This window comes from Paenibacillus sp. JJ1683, assembly GCF_053006485.1.
The window spans coordinates 1,205,252-1,223,874 of the sequence record NZ_CM129820.1; the positions used below are offsets into that span (position 1 = coordinate 1,205,252).

The following is an 18,623-nucleotide window of genomic DNA, read 5'->3' on the forward strand; positions in this document are numbered from 1 at the left end:
GTACTGGAAGGTAGGAAATTGGCGATGAGGATAGAGCTCACAAACACGCGCACGAATCTGACGAACTGGCAGATTAAAGGGCAGGGACACATAGAAAATAACATCCAGGGACTTTTGTTGAGGTCAGAGCCACAGGAAAATGTGATGGCTATGTCTGGAACTACATCGCAGGATTTTACTTTTGAAGCGGATGTGATGGTCACAGACATACAGGCAGACGCTACCCTAGTATTCCGTTCCAGTGAGGATGGATGGTCTTCCTATATGCTTCAAATCGTGCCAGCTGCCGGATTATTACGGTTGCGCGATGCTGCCGGGGATATCGAAAGACTCAAAGAGGAACGGCCAGTAGAATTACAAAAAGGAGATATTTATCATCTCAAGGTGAAGGTAGAAGGCTCGCGTCTTAAAGTGTACTGGGATGAAGGGTATAGCCCGATTATAGATGTGGTCGATACGACGTACGCATCAGGATATTTGGGACTGAATGTCTGGAATGGGTCGGCATTATTTCAGAACATTCAAGTCAGTGATATGGATACGAATGTAGATGAACCGCTCTTGATCCGTGGAAAATGGCAACCGGACCTCAAAGGGCAAAAAGCTGAGGGAACAAGTTCTGAAGGAGCATTGAAAATATTTAGTACGACAGCTGCCGATCTGGTCATGGAAGGTAGTGTGACGCTGAATCCTTCTGAACCGGGAATGGAAGCAGGACTATTTTTCAGAGGGAATCAGGTGGGAACAGAGGGCTATATTGCTTCTGTGCAAGGAGAGAATCATCAGATCCGGATACATCTGAGAAAAGCGAACGGAACGTTGATTACAAGCTCGGTGATGACGTATCTGGATACATCGGGCAGTAAACACAGTTTGGAAATCATTGCACACGGAGAGCGGATTCGCGTGTTTGTAGATGGCTACACGCCTGCTGCGATTGACATCGTGGATAGCAGTTATTCCGGTGGTTTTACAGGCATAAAGGCAACTGGTGGGACGGCTTATTTTCAGGATTTCTACCTTACCTCCGTCTCGAATTACTATACCGAAAAATATCGCCCACAGTATCATTATTCCCCTGCCAGAGGTTCAGCCAGCGATCCGAACGGATTGGTATATTTCGAGGGAGAATATCATCTATTTCATCAGGATGGTGGACAATGGGCACATGCAGTCAGCGTGGATTTGCTGAATTGGAGAAGGCTTCCTTTGGCATTAAAGTGGAATGATTTGGGTCATATCTGGTCCGGCTCGGCTGTAGCTGATCTCAGCAATACTTCCGGATTGTTCAGCGACTATGGCGGGAAAGGGATGATTGCTTATTACACCTCCTATAATCCCGATCAGCCCAGGGGAAACCAGAGAATTGGCCTTGCTTACAGCACAGACCGGGGGCGGACATGGCAATACCCAGTAGACCACTCGATTGTAATTGAGAATCCGGGCCAAAATGAAAACGATCCTGGCAACTGGGATTTTCGTGATCCGAAAGTGGTATGGGATGAAGCGCATCAGCGCTGGATTATGGTCGTGTCGGGAGGTGACCATATCCGCTTCTTTACCTCCGCCAACCTATTAGATTGGAGCTGGACGGATAACTTTGGCTATGGTGATTATATACGGGGCGGGGTATGGGAGTGCCCAGATCTATTCCCGCTCGCGGTAGACAAGAGCAACACCTCTAAATGGGTGCTAATGATTAGTACTGGAGCCAGCACGAACACTCAAGGCTCGGATGCGGAATATTTTATCGGTGAACTGACATCTGATGGCAAATTTCAAAATGATCTTCCGCCGGGGAAGGTGTTGAAAACCGATTGGGGCAAGGAATTCTATGCCTCGATGTCCTTCTCCAATGTACTCGGCGGGCGGCGTATCATGCTGGCATGGATGACGAATTGGGACTACCCTTTCAGCTTCCCAACTTCACCCTGGAAGGGGCAGTTTAGCATCCCAAGAGAGTTATCGCTAAAAACAACCCATGAAGGCATCCGCTTAATACAGCATCCGATATCCGAACTGACTTCGCTACGTTCTCATTTATTTTCGCTAGAACATGCAAGTATCACGGAATCTTCTCCGAATATACTGGAAGGCTTGAAAGCGGGTGCCTATGAAATTGAAGCGGAGTTCGAATTCCCTTCCGTTGGGATGGCATCGACTTTTGGGTTTTACGTACGGGAAGGCGGTGAGCAAAGAACGGTAGTCGGCTATAAAACAGATGTACAACACATGTTTGTAAATCGTGCTGAATCAGGGCTTACTGATTTCTCTCCTCTATTTTCAACGCTTCATGAAGCATCGCTGGCACCGGTCGGGAATCGAATTCAAATGCGTATATTTGTGGACGAATCCTCAGTCGAGGTGTTTGGTAACCGTGGAGAAGTCGTATTTTCTGATATCATTTTTCCAGATTCGGCGCGTAGAGGGATGAGCTTCTATACTCAAGGTGGTGAGGTGAAAATTGTTTCTCTTCATGTGTATGCGCTACACAATCGCTGGAGGGTTACAGAGGTTTCACCCATCAGACTGATCATGGATTACACTCAGCTGGAGCTTGCGGAAGGACAGTCGAAACGTCTGTATGCGAGTGTGGAGGATCATTCCGGGAGAAAAGAACATTTGCTGAATTGGGAATCCAGCAACCCCGCAGTCGTCAAGGTGATCTCGTCAAATGAAGGCTACGCGATCACGGAGGCACTTTCCCCTGGAGAAGCCATTGTTACAGCCTCCATCCCAGGAGATACGGTAAGAGCAAGTACCTCTGTCACTGTGCATGGCGGGATGTTTTATACCAACCTTTCAGGTTGGGTGCCGGATGTCTCCGCATCCCACTGGATGGTGACGACGGATGGTATGCGCGGAAGCTATATTAGCGATGCAAATTATATGGCTTCTGAGCAGGCGAAAGATTTTACGTATGAGGCTGATATGAAGCTGTATGGAAATGGGAGCGCTGGGTCCATGATTTTTCGTGCCAATGCTGACGGGGCGAGTGGCTATTATTTGAATTTGGACCCGAACATGAAATCCATTCGTCTTTTTTATAAAAAAGAGGGTCGATTTGAGGAGCAGCAAGTGCTGGCCAAGGTTCCAAGATTTGTACTGCCGGGAGTAACCTATCATATTAAAATCCAAGCAGAGGGATTACGCCTTCGTATAGAGATTGATAACGAACAGGTAATGGACTTGGAAGATGATACATTTGCCGAAGGGCATTTTGGTATCAATGTATTTGGAGGGCAGGCTTTTTACCAACATGTAAGGATCGAGAAAATGTGATATGAATTTCTTATGTCAGAAGGAGAGCTGTATATTACGAGCTCTCTTTTTTGCGTCTTTTTTAGCCGGAGCCTGCAATTTGCTGGTTAAACGAAAACCTTTAGGAGGGTATAATAAAATATAGTGCTATATAAAGTGCGTATACATGGTGTTACAGCAGATTTGGATTCATACAACCATTAGATGCTGATCTGGAAGGACGGCTAGGGCCATTGGAGGAATGCTTGTGGGGATGATGTTCTCTTTTCTAAAAAAATATCGGGTTCCAGCTATCGCGGCGCTCGTGATGATGTTGCTGGAATTGACGGTAGAGTTATCGCAGCCGTATTTGATCTCCAAAATCATAGATGAGGGCATTCGACAGCAGGATTTGCCCGTCGTCTGGTTATGGGGCGGTGTACTGGTGGGCAGTGCCGTTATCGCTTTTATGGCAGGGATATCCAGTTCCTTTTTTGCTTCACATGCAAGTCAGGGTTTTGGCTATGATGTGCGGGAAAAGCTATATCAAAAGGTGCAATCCTTTTCTTATCCGGTGTTCAAACGGTTTGCTACTTCGTCGCTGATTACGCGCCTGACGGGAGATGTCACGCAAGTACAAGATACAGTGTTTATGAGCCTGCGATTTATGACACGAGTTCCGCTGGTGGTGATCGGCAGTATTGTGATGGCCTTGGTTGTACATTTTAGGCTTGGGCTGCTACTGGCGGTTATGGCCCCGGTGCTGTTCGTATTTGTGCTGGTGATGATGCGGAGGACTGTCACTTTGTTTAAAAGTGTCCAGCGGCGCTTGGATGACGTTAATGGAGTAATTCAGGAGAATCTGACAGGCATTCGGCTTATCCGGGTTTTTGTGCGGATGCGACATGAAATTGAACGTTTTGCTCATTACGGAAGTGAATTGATGAAAGGGACGGTGTTCGCTCTACGCTGGACAGAAACGACGATGCCGTTCATTTTGTTTACGATGAATGCAGGGATTATTGCAGTACTTTGGTTTGGGCGCGGTCAAATTTCCACTGGAGATGCCAGTGTAGGACAGGTGGTTGCAGTCGTTAATTATTCCCTGCGGACGATTGGAGCTTTGTCTGCTTTATCCGGTATCGTTGTGGTATTTTCCCGGGCTACTGCATCTACAGGGCGGATTCGAGAGGTTTTGGAAACACCTAATGAAGAGGGGAGAGAGCTGAAGGGTGTTCCAACTCAGGATACACGGATTGAGGGACAGGTGGAAATGGATCGGGTGAGCTTTCATTATCCGGGCAGTGATTTGGCTGTGTTAAAGGATATATCCTTTAAGGCACGACCGGGTGAGCGGATCGCTATTATGGGAGCTACTGGTTCGGGCAAATCCTCACTTGTACAGTTGATTACACGTCTGTATGAAGAAGATGCAGGTCATGTACGCTTTGACGGAAAGGACGCTCGTCAAATGGATGGCTCCATACTACGTGAGGCGATTGGCTATGTCCCCCAAGAGGTGCTGTTATTTACCGGCTCGATTCGGGATAATATTGCCTGGGGGCTGGAGCATGCCAGTCTGGAGCAGATTCAGGAAGCCGCGCGCATGGCACAAATCCATCCTATGATTGAACGCTTGCCGCAAGGCTATGACACCATGCTCGGACAGCGTGGTGTTAATCTGTCCGGCGGACAGAAGCAGCGGCTGTCGATTGCCCGCGCACTGGTGCGCCAGCCGGCAGTGCTGATTCTGGACGACAGCACAAGTGCGCTGGATGTGGGAACGGAAACCGCATTGCTGAATGCACTCGATGGCCTGTCCTGTACGACATTTCTCATCACGCAGAAGATTAGTTCAACTGCATCAGCAAATCAGATTTTACTGCTGGATGAAGGGCGCCTGATAGCTAGTGGAAACCATGATCATCTCATGGATAGCTCAGAACTGTATCGACGTATCTATGAATCACAATACGGAAAGGAGGAGTCGCATGCTCAAGGAACTCATTGAACCGTTCCGTCAGCCTACGCCGGAATCCGGTGTGCTGCGAAACCCGGCTGGCGCTGAAGGACGACGCAAGGCCAAAGCGAAGAACTGGTCTGGCACGGTAGGGCGAATATGGGCTTATCTGGCCCGTCGCAAGGCCAAGCTAATGCTGGTCCTGTTCATGGTGTTGCTCAGCTCCGGGCTGTCGCTGCTGGCTCCATATCTGGTCGGTGTAGCGGTGGATGATTTTCTCGAAGGGCCGGGTGGACGCACGTGGATTTATTTTCTCATAGGTTTAGGGGCTGTGTATCTACTGAACTCGCTGACCTCCTGGCTGCAAAATATCTGGATGATCGAGATTGCCCAAGAGACGGTGTACCGCATGCGTTTCGATCTGTTTTCACATTTGCATCGACTCCCCATTCCTTTCTACGGCAAACGTCAGCAGGGAGAAATTATGAGTCGTCTGACCAATGATATCGAAAATGTCAGTTCTACGCTGAACAGCTCAGCCATTCAGATTTTTTCGAGCATATTGACGTTAATCGGTACACTCACTGTGATGCTGTGGTTAAGCCCGCTGATGACCCTGCTAACCTTTATCGTAGTGCCATTAATGGCAGCCGGGATGCGCTGGATTACACGCCGCACCGGGCCTTTATATAAGGAACGGCAGAAGAACTTGGGCGAACTGAACGGATACATTGAAGAAACGCTGTCCGGTCAGCAGATTATCAAGGCATTTTCACAGGAGAAGAGAGTCATCCGTGGTTTTCGTGAGCGTAATGACCGTATTCGGCTGTCGGGTTTCTGGGCACAAACGATTTCAGGCTTTATCCCCAAGCTGATGAACGGACTGAATAATCTCAGCTTTGCTATTGTAGCAGGGATCGGCGGGATTTTAGCCATTCGCGGCTCGATTACGATAGGGACGATTATCGTATTTGTAGAATATGCTCGTCAGTTCACTAGACCGCTGAACGATTTGGCTAACCAGTGGAATACACTGTTGTCCGCCATTGCCGGAGCTGAGCGCGTATTTGAAATATTGGACGAAGACGAAGAGTCCAAGGATGAACGCGGCGCAGTAAAGGTGAAGCATGTGGAGGGAGCTGTACAGTTTACGGATGTTTTCTTCGGTTATGATGAGGGAAACGCTACGCTGGAAGCCATCTCTTTTGAAGCTAAACCTGGTGAAATGATCGCGCTCGTCGGCCCGACCGGGGCAGGAAAAACGACACTGATCCAGCTCCTTTCCAGATTCTATAGCCCAGACAAGGGAACGATTACGCTGGACGGGCGTGACATTACGACCATAGAGCGTGAAAGCTTGCGCTCCCGTATGGCGTTTGTGCTACAGGACACCTTCCTGTTTCAGGGGACCATTCGTGAAAATATCCGCTTCGGCAGGCTGGATGCCACTGATGAGGAGGTTGAACAAGCATCGAAACTGGCCAACGCCCACTCCTTTATCATGCGGATGAAGGACGGGTACGACAAGGTGCTGGAAGCGAACGGTAGCGGCATCAGTCAAGGGCAAAAGCAGTTGCTGGCGATTGCTCGTGCGATTTTGGCCAACCCTTCTATCCTGGTGCTCGACGAGGCGACCAGCAGTATTGACACCATCACCGAGATGAAAATTCAAGAAGGACTGGAACGGCTCATGCAGGGGCGAACAAGTTTCGTCATTGCACATCGGTTGAATACCATTCGTCAGGCTGACCGGATTTTGGTCTTAAAGGACGGTCGTTTGGAGGAGCAAGGTTCTCATGAGGAGTTGCTGGCTCACAAAGGCTTTTACAGTAATTTATATTATGGTCAGTTGAGAAAACAAAGCTCATAAGCTGGCTTGATCAACAGACTTACAGGCATACTTAAAAAGGGCTACCGTGGGGTGGCCTTTAAGTATGCCTTTTTATAGGTATGTATAATTAAAGACTTTACATAGATATTGCACAATCCGTATTTGTGATCAGAGACGTTTGAAATTGAGATACTTACTGATTTCACATTTAATTAGTATACCCATACCCCGTATATGTATGTTAACATGGGCGTGCAACAATAAAATTTCGCCTCAAAGGAGAGAGATCCTCATGAAAGTCGCCATCATGCTTTTCGATGGAATCACAGCATTAGATGCCATAGGTCCATATGATGTATTTGCTGCTACACTGAAATGTGAAGTGAAGTTTGTCGCTAAGAAAAAAGGGTTAGTCAAACTGGACTCAAACATGGGCTATTTGCATGCCGATTATAGTTTTTCTGAAGTACCTTCAGCTGACATTCTTGTTATTCCAGGTTGCAGTCCGCCAAATTATAAAACTCCAATGAATGACGAAGAAACATTAAATTGGATTCGCCAAATACATGAAACTACAAAATGGACCACATCGGTTTGTAATGGCTCTCTGATTTTAAGCGCCGCAGGCTTGTTAAATGGAACCATAGCCACAAGTCATTGGGGTTCCTTAGACCTGCTCCAATCTCTTGGAGCCATTCCAACAGATGAGAGAGTGGTCCGTCAGGGCAAAATCGTTACAGCAGCTGGTGTCTCCTCTGGTATTGACATGGCACTCCAGCTCATCGCATGGGAACTGGGAGAAGATATGAGTAAGGGAGTCCAATTGATTTTGGAATATGATCCTCAGCCTCCGTTTGACACGGGTTCACCCCAGAAAGCACCTGCTATATTGGTAGAACAAATAAGAGGTATGCTGCAAGAGTTTGCAAAACGGGAGCCTTATGTGTAAGTCCTGCATTAGGTTCTGTATTTTTATTTACAAAGCCCCCTAATTCAACTAATATGGTTTACACATAGTAAAAGATTACAGAGTGTAAACCATTGGAGGGGGTTACAAACATGAGCAGCTTACCTAAGTCTGCTACATTTCCGCTTTTCATTTTGATGCTGAATCTGTTTATTGCTTTATTGGGTCAAGGCATGGTGATTCCCATTCTGCCTGAATATTTGAAACAATTTAATGCGGCAGGAGCTGCTGCGGGGTATCTTATTGCCGCTTTTGGAGCAGCACAGTTTATTTTTTCACCTCTGGGTGGGCAACTTTCGGATAGATACGGGCGTAAATCAATGATCATCACCGGTCTGTTTTTAACCGTCATTTCGGATCTCATGTTTGCTGTATCTACGACATTGCCCCTTCTATATATTGCTCGGTTTATTGGAGGGATAGGTATTGGATTAATGGTTCCTTCCAATATGGCCTATGTCGCTGATATTACCACTCCTGAAACTCGCGCTAAAGGAATGGGGTACTTGGGTGCTTCCATGAATTTGGGGATGGTGCTTGGTCCGGGGTTAGGCGGTATGATCGCTGAGTTGGGCATTAGGGTGCCTTATTTTTTTGCTGGTGGGCTTGGACTTGTAGCAACGCTGCTTAGCTTGTATATGCCAGAGACACTGCCCAAGGAACAACGAAAACCTGTTGGCCAACGGGTCCGTAGGGAGCCGATTCGAAAGCAAATTCTGAATTCATTTCGGACGTCCTATTTTCGTTATCTCCTCCTTATATTGATCATGACATTAGGCTTGATGAATTACGAAACGGTGTATGCTCTTTTTGTGGAACGAAAATACGGTTTTGATGCCACTAAAATCTCAATGATCATTACGGTTGGTGCCATAATAGGCATCGTGGTGCAGGTATGGCTGCTTGATTACCTCATCAAGAGACTTGGCGAGATGAAGCTTATACGCCTCTCTTTGATCATGACAGCCACTGCTTTACTGTTCATGCTTATTAAGATCAATTTAGGTTATCTGCTGGTGGTATCGGCTCTGTTCTTTGCTTTTAACGCCTTCTTAAGGCCCACAGTAAGTACAATGATTGCCAACTCGGCTGGAGATCGTCAAGGATATGCTGCCGGACTGAATACGACGTATACCAGCCTAGGCAGTATATTGGGGCCTATTTTAGCGGGTTTGTTGTTTGACAAAAACATTCATATTCCTTATATTTTTGGTGCACTAATCCTTGCATCTGCCCTTTTCTTAACCTTTCAAACATCAAAAAATGAGAAACGGATGGTTGCTAATGACTGAGAACTGGCACCAGAACTTGAAAAACAAAAATCGGGAAGAACTCATTGCGGCTGCGAAGGAACTTTTTATGAAGCAGAGCTTTCTCAAAGTGAATATTAAGGATGTATGCCATGTGGCTGGTGTAAGCCGGGTTACATTCTATAAGCATTTTCAGTCCATGAATGAAATAGTTTTTGAGGTCCAAATGGAGATCCTTGAAAGCATGACTGAATTTGTTAGAAGAGCACCTACAGCCGAAATGAATGGTAAGCAGATGCTTACTTCGATGCTTGATGCATGGATTGATTATGCTTGGCAACATCCAGATTTCATCAAGTTTATTCTGTTATTCGACCTGCATTACGAAGCTTATGATTCAAATGAAGAACTCAAAGAACGATATAAACATTTTGTTAGCCAAGGAAAGGAACGACATTTCCTGATAGATGCTCTGGAAGCTGGAATCCAAGATGGATCCTTAAAGTCGGATGCTGAACCTTTACAGACTGCTCATTTTGTCTTTACCTCTATGATGGGTTTACTCCTAAAAATGAGTCTAACTTCCAATGACGAATCGAATAACAAAATTCAGGATATAAACATTGCTAACCGATTTGTAGGGATGCTGGTTCAGTATCTAAGTTCAGAAAGTGATGAATCCTCTATTTAAGACAGGTGGACGCCATAGAACAACAAGGCTCAGTCTGCTAAACTGTGAAAATAGAACGGGTACATATACGTTGCCATATTAGCCTGATTTATTTTGCGGAGGTGCGGGGATGAACGGAAGTCTGTTTGAGCCAGGACTGCGGGACGGGGATTATATTCCCCGTTTTTTTGCTTACTATTACAAGCAATGGCGTGACTATACGATGTCTTACCACGATCATCATTCCACTGAAATTATGTATATGATTTCTGGCTTGTGCAGGATAGATGTACAAACCGGAAAGAATACGGAAGAAAGCATTACGCTGCGCAAAGGCGAGTTTATTATGCTGGATGCAGGCGTCCCACATCGGTTGGTGGTGGAAGGAGAACAACCGTGCCGGATGCTGAATGTAGAGTTTGGTTTTAAGGAAGGGGTGAGGGTAGGACCATCTATCCAACAAATAGCAGCGGAGGAGCAGGAGGTCACGGCCTTTATGTCGCGACCATTCCCGTATTTGGTGCTATCAGACCCGGAAGAGGTATATTATGCGCTCAAAAGTCTTGTGCTGGAGCTGGATCAACGTAAAGAACAGCCGGGTGCCATGGCAGAAATGCTTTTTATGCAATTGCTTGTACGAATTGCACGTTTACGGGAAGAGGCAGAGCGCAGCAATACGCAGCAAACGGATATGTACGTCAAGCGATGCATTGAATTTCTCCATCTGAACTATGACCGGGATATTGCAGTCAAGGACATGGCCGCAGCCGTCAATCTGCACCCAGGGTATTTGCATCGAATTTTCAAAAAACATACGGGGCTAACGCTTACCGCGTATTTAACGATGCTGCGAATGGACAAGGCCTGTATGCTGCTTCAGCAAACGGACATTCCCATTCAGGAAATTGCCGATTATGTTGGCGTCGCCAGCAGACAGTATTTCCACATGTTGTTTAAAAAGCACACAGGCAAAACTCCTGTTGAATACCGCACCGCCGTCGAGCGTGATGTGAGGAATTATGCGGAGGAGGGTGGAAGCTAAAAAAAAACCTCTGAACCATTACCGATTTAGGTCGGTATGAATTCAGAGGTCGTGTGATTTCAAGCATTATAAAACGTATCAGGCTTCTTGAGAGCTAAAGTTTGGATCATTTTTCGAGCCACATATTTTCCATCTGTTCAAGTGATCTCCCCTTGGTTTCGGGAACTTTACGCCATATAAAGACTACGACGAACAGCGAGATGGCTCCGAATATCCAGAAGGTATTGGACGGACCAGCTGAACTCAGCAGAGGGGGGAATGCCTGGGAGACCAGATAATCGCCGGCCCATAATGCCATCGAAGCAATGGCGACAGCTTTGCCGCGAATGCGGTTCGGAAAGATCTCCGAGATCATGACCCATACGATTGGCCCAAGTGATATAGCGTAGGAGGCCACGTAGATCAATATCATGATGAGCACGAGCGGTCCAGTGGTTAGACCCATTTTGAATGCGGCTCCAATAATGATCAAGCAGAGGGTCATCAGCGAGGTACCGATCATTAGTAGAACTTTTCGTCCCGCTTTGTCGATCAGCCATACGGATACGATGGTAAACAACACATTGATCAACCCGATCCAGATGGTCTGGGTCAAAGAAGCGTCCGTACCGAGCCCCATTCCTTTAAAGATGACCGGTGCATAATACAAAATGGCATTGATGCCGGTAATATGCTGCATAATGGCGAGCATGATACCGATAAAGAGAGCGACCCGAATACCGGGAGCGAACAATTGTTTCAATGAGTCATTCTCATTTTTGAACGATTCCTTGATATCAAGTACTTCCTGTTTAGCGGCTTCTTCACCGTGAATTTTCAGCAGAATTGGCAGCGCTTCATAAGGCCGATTCTTTTTGATAAGCCATCTCGGGCTTTCGGGTATGAAGAGCATCAGGAGCATAAAGATCAGTCCCGGAACAGCTCCCACTCCGAACATCCAGCGCCAGGCTGTTGAGACACCCCAGGCTTCATCCCCCAGGCTGACGATCCACGAATTCTGAAAATAAACGAGGAAAATACCCGTTACGATCGCCAGCTGATTTAAAGCAACCAAACGGCCACGGTATTTGGCGGGAGCGATCTCCGCGTTATACACCGGACAAATGGTGGAAGTGATTCCTATGCCGACGCCGCCGATCATACGAAAGATAACATACCCGGTGAACGTATCTTGAATTGCAGAGCAGATCGAGCCGACGACAAATAAAAATCCGGCGGCCAGCAATACCTTTTTTCTGCCGATCCTTTCACTCATGTAGCCGGAGAGAGCCGCACCCGTGATGCTCCCTACAATCAGACTCGACACTGCCCAACCGACCTGAAATTCGCTCAGCGAAAAACGCTGCTGTAGGAATTCAACTGCTCCCGAAACTACCGCGATATCAAAACCGAACAGTATGCCTCCAAGCGCAGCTACGATGGATACCAACGTCACAAAAAGCATATTGGGTTTTTCTGATTGAAGCGCTTTCTGTTGAGCGCTTTCATTATGGATGATTACTCCCATATGATCATCTCCCCTCCAGATTCCTAGAACCTCATTCCGTTCTTCGAGGAGAAGTATAACATGCGCTTATAAAAGAAAGGCCGGTGATCGTCTTCAATAAACGGACCTTTTCACGCACGATTTTGGCTTCGCTTCCCGAATTGGAGACGGAGGGGCTAAATCTAGCATTACCTTGTCATTCGAGCTTAAAAAAATCCATGCCGATGGTCGGCATGGACGAAGCTCTACGATTTTTGACCTTTGAACTCCGTGGGAGGAACGCCCGTTATCTTCTTAAAGACACGGCTAAAATAGTTTGGGTCCTTATAACCCACTTCAAAGCTGATTTCCTTCAGGGCAAGGTTGCCCTCCTTAATCAAAGAAATAGCTTTATCAATCCTTAACCTGGTTACGAAGTCGATGAACGTTTCTCCATATTCCTGTTTGAAAATTTTACTGAAGTAGTGAGGATTCAAGTGGACGAAATCAGCCACTTCTTCCAGTGAAAGGTCATCGTTGAACCGTTCCTCGATATACATCTTTGCTCTGCCCAGCATAGTCAGTGTTTGAACCTCCCGCTGTTCGCGTATCCGTTGTAATGCTGACATGACGTACGTCTGCTGAAGCATTCCATTCTCCTCTTTGACGGCAAGCACAGAGGAGTTTCCAGCCTCTGACGACTTCAGTTCATCAAAGTGGCAGTAACCTCCATCGCGCTTGCGTAGGGTGGAGGCAAAAACGGCTTCGAAATAGGACTTGCGAAGTCCTTCCTCGCCGCTATGCAGCGAGCCGATTCCAATAGCTGTCTTTATGCCAAATTGCTGCTGGGCCAGCTCGGAGAGCTGTTGAACAAGATGCTTAATCCGCTGTTGCCAGTCGTTTTCGCTGGTGGCAGGCGGCTTTTGTAAAAAAGTGGCCACATGATGGTCGATCAGGGAGCTCACAATGGAATTGGGGCCATGTGTTTTTACATAGCTTCGGAAATGATCGTAAATTTTCTTTTTGTCCTGCTCGTCTGCATATCCTTCAAAGGCAGCAATGATGGCGCTTCCCTGATCAAGAGGAAAGTCCAGCCATTCCGACAGTTGAGAAGCGCTCGAATCCACCGTCTGGTCGACCATAAGCATTAAAGCCAGCTCATTTTCTGCGAGCGGCATCAGCTGTGAGATTTTGTGCCTAAGCTCCAATTCTTCCGTGCGTGCTCGCTTCTCGCATTCAATTTCTTCAATCAGTCGTTTCAGTGTACTGATGATTAGTTCTCGCTTCGCTGGCTTCAGAATGTATTCTTTTACGCCCAAAGAGAGCGCCTCACGTGCATAAGCAAAATAATCATAGGCGGTGACGAGCACGAAACGGATATCAGGAAGACGCTCCTTTAATTCACGAAGCGCCCCAAGCCCGTCAATTCCGGGCATATTAATATCCAGAATGGCAATATGAGGCCGGTGCTCTTCCGCACATTCGATCGCCATGCGGCCGTTGTCGGCATGAATAAACCGAAATACCCCCGGCATTGCCCGTTCCACTATCAATTCCAGTCCTTCCCTCTCCAAAGCTTCGTCATCCGCGATCAACAACCGATACATTCGTCTGCTCACTCTCCTTCTTGACTGGAATTCGTATTGTTATGGTAGTACCTAATCCGATATGGCTTCGGATTTCAACCATTCCTTCCTTTTCGTAGAACAATTGCAGCCGCCTAAACACGTTTTGCATTCCAAGTCCTGTTGAACTACTGCTTTCAGCTCCACCTTCTAAACGGAGCACGGACAGTCGGGTTTCCTCCGTCATACCCTTTCCGTTGTCTGAAATTTCAATTTGCACGTCCTCGCCCGCTCTCGACAGCGTCAATGTGATAATGGCTCCGTTTTCCATATCAGCTACACCATGAAGAAAGGCGTTTTCAATAAATGGCTGAATCGTCAAGGCCGGAATTTGCTGCTGAAGTACGGAAGCGTCAAAGTGAAGATCAAAGCGAATTCTGTCCCGGAAACGCGCCTGTTGGATGGTTACGTATTCGCTTATATGATCCAGTTCCTCCTGGAGCGTTACAGGTTTGTCCAGCTTTTGCAGACTGTACCGTAGTAGATTGGACAGCGAAACGATCAGGTCGCTGGTCTTCTCCGCCCCTTCCAGGATCGCCAGTTTGGAGAGCACATTTAAGGTATTGAACAAAAAGTGCGGGTTAATTTGATTTTGCAGGGCCAGAAGCTCTAGCTCTTTCACAAGCCGCCGCATTTCCAGACTCTGTTTATCCTTTTCGATAAGGATGCTCAAATCAGCGGACATTTGCAAAATGGCGTCTGCCAATACGCCTAGCTCGTCATCTCGCCGCGGTTGGGGCTCGATATTCAGATCACCTGTGGCGATTCGCTTCGCCAGTCCGACCAGTCTGCCGACAGGGCCCGTAATGCTGCGCGAGACCCAGATGGCAAGCAAAACCCCCATCAGCGCGTTCATGCCGAACAACGCCACTCCCAATCCGTTCATTTGCTCATTCTTGTTCCGAATGTTCTCGATGAGCGGCCGGTAATAAGCCAGTTCAGCATCGATCAGTCGCTGGCCCTCCTCATGAATATAGCCGACGGTTTTCTCCGCTTCAATGTAATGCTCAAAAGCCGATTGAGGATCTTGTGCCTTTGCATCCAGAACTGCAGCTTGCTTCTGTTCAAGAAAGGTGGCTAACAGATTCATGTAGTCCTCCTCGGCAAAAGAAGGATCGGTCGAGTCAGAGACTTCCTGGATTCTGCATTTCAGCTGTTTCAATTGGTATTCCGTCGGGCCCTGCACACCCGTATCGTCTCTTGGATTGAGCAGATAGGTGTAGAGGAGATTTAAGTTACTCTCCGCCGATTCGGAGGTTTGTTCGATGAGAAGAATGCGGCCAAGCATTTCATCGTAGCTCTGTTGGACGACCTTCCCGCTTTGGAATACAAAGTAAGCGATGATATTGGCGAACACAACTAGAAGAGGGATGAACAGAAGCAACTTCGTTCTGATCGTCATCGTCTGTCATCTCCAGACATGTTGTCAGGAGTGTCCGCATGCACTTCATATACCCTGGTGTATGTTAATTCCTGGGGATCATGTCCCTTTAGATAATCATTCAGCAATTTTATAGCCTTAGCCCCCATTTCCATTGGCTGTTGAACAAGGGTGAGCTCGATTTTGCGATGTTTGATAGCTTTCAACGTCTCGGCCATATCGTCAAAAGCGAAAATCTGCAAATTCCGCACGCCGCGCCGCTCCGAGGCTTCCAGAATGCCAAGGCCGTCCAGCGCACTGAATCCGACCATGTAGTGAATCTGCGGATAATGGGTGAGCATGTTCTGAGCTTGCTGGGCTGCCTGAAGCCGTGAAATGTTGGAGGAGCGAATCTCCACAATGCGGAGCTTGGGATAGCGGCTGATCACAGAACGAAATCCCGCAAGTCTGAGCCGCTGATTCTCGACGCGCTCGCTGCTGATCATAACTCCAATATCGCCATGCTCCCCAGAGGCCTTCGCCAACAGCATGCCCATCTGTTTTCCTGCTCCTTCGTTATCCGTTCCGACGTAAGCCAGCCTTCGGGAGTCCGGCTCATCCGTATCGATCGTGATGACAGGTATGCCAAGTGCGGCAGCCTTGTTGATTAATCGTCGATACTCTGGATCATTTATCCCTTGAACCAGAATCGCATCTGCCTTGGCGGCGATCGCTTTATCCAGCAGTTTGATCTGCTCGGACGGATTAATGCGGTCCGGTCCGATATAATCGAGCCTCATACCGTACTGCTCCGCTTCCTTTCGAGCTCCTTGTTCAATGGACCGCCAATAATAATTGTCCAGCTCTTGTGATATCAATACCACTTTTGTATCGGAACCCCCGTCGTTTGGTGAAACCGTCTTCAATTGTTCTGCAAATTGGTGAATTTGAAGAGAAGACAGAGTGAACTGAAACAACAGCCAGGCAAATAGCAGGAAGACGGGAATAAGGATAAATGTCCATTTACGGTTTGACATGTCTTGCTCCTTTGGGAATATTTAGAGACACAACTCATTATACAGTAAACAAGAGAAGCACACGCAGCTTCGTCAACGGCAAGTAGCATCTGTTGATGCGAAAGTTAGGATTTTTGACACCTAAGTTTGAATCTGGTCATGATTTTGATAACTCTTTCTACAGGCATATTGCTACAATGACGGTATATTACAATTCTAATTACCGGAGGTTGAATGCCGTGTCATTTAAAGTAGCTTTTATTGGAGCAGGAAGCATCGGTTTTACCCGTGGAATTTTGCGAGATCTGTTATCAGTACCGGAGTTTAACGATATTGAAGTGGCTTTTACGGACATCAGTCAGCACAATCTGGATATGGTTACTGAACTGTGTCAGAGGGATATTCGTGAGAATGGGTTGTCCATACAAATACAGTCCTCTACGGATCGAAAGGTAGCTCTAAAGGATGCCAAATACGTCATTTGTACAATCCGTGTCGGCGGTCTGGAAGCCTTTGCGACCGATGTGGATATTCCGCTAAAATACGGTGTGGATCAATGCGTGGGCGATACATTATGTGCAGGAGGCATCATGTATGGCCAGCGTGGTATCGCTGAAATGCTGGAGATTTGCAAAGATATCCGTGAGTTAAGTGCACCGGATGTGCTGCTGCTGAACTACTCGAACCCAATGGCGATGATGACCTGGGCCTGCAACAAGTACGGTGGCGTGCGTACGGTTGGTCTATGTCACGGCGTCCAGAATGGGCATCACCAAATTGCCGAGGCGTACGGTCTGGAGAAGCAGGATGTGGACATTGTATGCGCCGGAATCAATCACCAAACATGGTACATTCAGGCCTCGCATAAGGGTAAGGATCTGACAGCCGGACTGCTGGAAGCTTTTGAACAACATCCTGAATTTAGCCGCACCGAAAAGGTACGCATCGATATGCTTCGTCGTTTTGGCTATTACAGCACAGAGTCGAATGGTCATCTCAGTGAATATGTGCCTTGGTATCGGAAGCGTCCGAATGAAATTCTGGACTGGATTGATCTGGGCAACTGGATCAACGGAGAAACAGGCGGCTATTTGCGTGTATGTACGGAAGGACGTAACTGGTTTGAAACAGATTTCCCTAACTGGATGAAGGAAGATCCACTGGAGTACAAGGCAGAGCATCGAGGTGAAGAGCACGGCTCATACATTATTGAAAGCCTGGAAACCGGGCGTGTGTACCGGGGGCACTTTAATGTCGTGAATAACGGTGTAATTTCCAACTTGCCGGACGATGCGATTATTGAAGCTCCTGGATATGTGGATCGGAACGGTATTTCTATGCCGCAAGTTGGAGAACTGCCGCTGGGTCCTGCTGCCGTGTGCAATGTTAGTATTTCCGTTCAGCGTTTGGCTGTTGAAGCGGCTGTACATGGAGACGATAAGCTGCTGCGCCAAGCGTTTATGATGGACCCGTTAGTGGGCGCGGTGTGTAACCCGAAAGAAATTTGGCAGATGGTCGATGAGATGCTAGTGGCACAGGAAGCATGGTTGCCGCAATACGGGGCAGCGATTGCCGAAGCTCGCCAACGTTTGGCTGCAGGCGATCTGATTCCAACCCAATCTTATGAGGGAGCAGCACGGCTTAAGGTGAAGACAGTTGAAGAAATGCAGCTGGATCGGGATGCTGCCAATAAAAACGCAGGACAATCTGACAAAGGCAAGGATCGCGAAAAAGTACAGAACAGCAATGCGTAACAACTATTTGGTACAATTGCAGTAACGCTCATTCCATGGACCTGCTAATGAGCAGAGGGGGATTGAACAACAATAAAAGGGTGTTTTCATGGTCGTAGGCCTGAAACATCCTTTTTTTGCTGTCGATAGGTTAACGATTGGCGTAGATAGCAGCCTAAAGTTTATCCTTGTCGATTTGGGCTGACGGAAATTAAAGAATACAGTCTTGTTTTTTATGAATCCACACTTTTACTGTCGACTCTGAATCTCCTGAGGGCTTGTCATAGCAGGGAAGTTCAACAAATGATAGAACCAATCTCAAAAAAAGAGAGACCATGCCGAACCGTCGGTGTGGCAATTCATATGCCGAATTAATAATTGTAGTCCTTAATTTATTCAATTTACAGCAGATTTCCAGCTCACTATAATCTAACATAGGAGGTGACAAAAAGGGGAAAAATGTG

At 47.2% G+C, this 18,623-nt stretch carries 12 protein-coding genes; 8 read left to right on the forward strand and 4 right to left on the reverse strand.

The genetic code is table 11. The features are described 5' to 3' along the window. Window positions 1–24 precede the first annotated feature (24 nt). From ACUC6J_RS05215 to ACUC6J_RS05245, 7 genes are all read left to right on the forward strand, one after another. Window positions 25–3,282: a GH32 C-terminal domain-containing protein gene (locus ACUC6J_RS05215; RefSeq protein ID WP_447249864.1), complete on the forward strand. Its 3,258-nt coding sequence runs from the start codon at window positions 25–27 to the stop codon at window positions 3,280–3,282. A 232-nt stretch (window positions 3,283–3,514) separates the two neighbouring features. Further along, entirely contained in the window at window positions 3,515–5,251 is a 1,737-nt protein-coding gene (locus ACUC6J_RS05220; protein ID WP_447250286.1) for an ABC transporter ATP-binding protein, read from the forward strand. Further along, a complete protein-coding gene (locus ACUC6J_RS05225; RefSeq protein ID WP_016821407.1) occupies window positions 5,232–7,070 on the forward strand; it encodes an ABC transporter ATP-binding protein in 1,839 nt (612 codons plus the stop codon). Before ACUC6J_RS05220 ends, ACUC6J_RS05225 begins: the two co-directional genes overlap by 20 nt. Before the next feature lie 253 nt (window positions 7,071–7,323). Beyond that, entirely contained in the window at window positions 7,324–7,980 is a 657-nt protein-coding gene (locus ACUC6J_RS05230; RefSeq protein WP_031463013.1) for a DJ-1/PfpI family protein, read from the forward strand. Window positions 7,981–8,090: 110 nt separating this feature from the next. Next, on the forward strand, window positions 8,091–9,290 hold the full coding sequence (locus ACUC6J_RS05235) for an MFS transporter (protein ID WP_290404630.1): 1,200 nt from the start codon (window positions 8,091–8,093) through the stop codon (window positions 9,288–9,290). Beyond that, complete coding sequence (locus ACUC6J_RS05240) at window positions 9,283–9,939, forward strand: TetR/AcrR family transcriptional regulator (RefSeq protein ID WP_354006039.1); 657 nt, start codon at window positions 9,283–9,285, stop codon at window positions 9,937–9,939. Before ACUC6J_RS05235 ends, ACUC6J_RS05240 begins: the two co-directional genes overlap by 8 nt. Before the next feature lie 109 nt (window positions 9,940–10,048). Beyond that, window positions 10,049–10,960 (forward strand): AraC family transcriptional regulator, encoded by a 912-nt coding sequence (locus ACUC6J_RS05245; protein ID WP_016821404.1) that lies wholly within the window; start codon window positions 10,049–10,051, stop codon window positions 10,958–10,960. A gap of 106 nt (window positions 10,961–11,066) precedes the next feature. Here ACUC6J_RS05245 and ACUC6J_RS05250 read toward each other — a convergent pair whose 3' ends face one another. The 4 genes from ACUC6J_RS05250 to ACUC6J_RS05265 all read right to left on the reverse strand — a co-directional run bounded on the left by ACUC6J_RS05250 (window position 11,067) and on the right by ACUC6J_RS05265 (window position 16,447). Beyond that, window positions 11,067–12,467, reverse strand: coding sequence for a sugar porter family MFS transporter (locus tag ACUC6J_RS05250; RefSeq protein ID WP_044786399.1), 1,401 nt, complete (start codon window positions 12,465–12,467; stop codon window positions 11,067–11,069). A gap of 224 nt (window positions 12,468–12,691) precedes the next feature. Then, window positions 12,692–14,032, reverse strand: a complete 1,341-nt coding sequence (locus ACUC6J_RS05255) for an AraC family transcriptional regulator (RefSeq protein WP_447249865.1) — start codon at window positions 14,030–14,032, stop codon at window positions 12,692–12,694. Continuing rightward, window positions 14,007–15,452, reverse strand: coding sequence for a sensor histidine kinase (locus ACUC6J_RS05260; protein WP_447249866.1), 1,446 nt, complete (start codon window positions 15,450–15,452; stop codon window positions 14,007–14,009). The genes ACUC6J_RS05255 and ACUC6J_RS05260 overlap by 26 nt, the downstream gene beginning before the upstream one ends. Beyond that, complete coding sequence (locus ACUC6J_RS05265; RefSeq protein ID WP_019686311.1) at window positions 15,449–16,447, reverse strand: substrate-binding domain-containing protein; 999 nt, start codon at window positions 16,445–16,447, stop codon at window positions 15,449–15,451. Before ACUC6J_RS05265 ends, ACUC6J_RS05260 begins: the two co-directional genes overlap by 4 nt. A 218-nt stretch (window positions 16,448–16,665) precedes the next feature. On the opposite strand from ACUC6J_RS05265, the gene melA reads away from it, so the two are divergent. After that, window positions 16,666–18,180 carry an alpha-glucosidase/alpha-galactosidase gene (gene melA, locus ACUC6J_RS05270; RefSeq protein WP_113050942.1) on the forward strand — a complete coding sequence of 505 codons (1,515 nt, stop codon included), beginning with the start codon at window positions 16,666–16,668 and terminating at the stop codon, window positions 18,178–18,180. Window positions 18,181–18,623 lie beyond the last annotated feature (443 nt).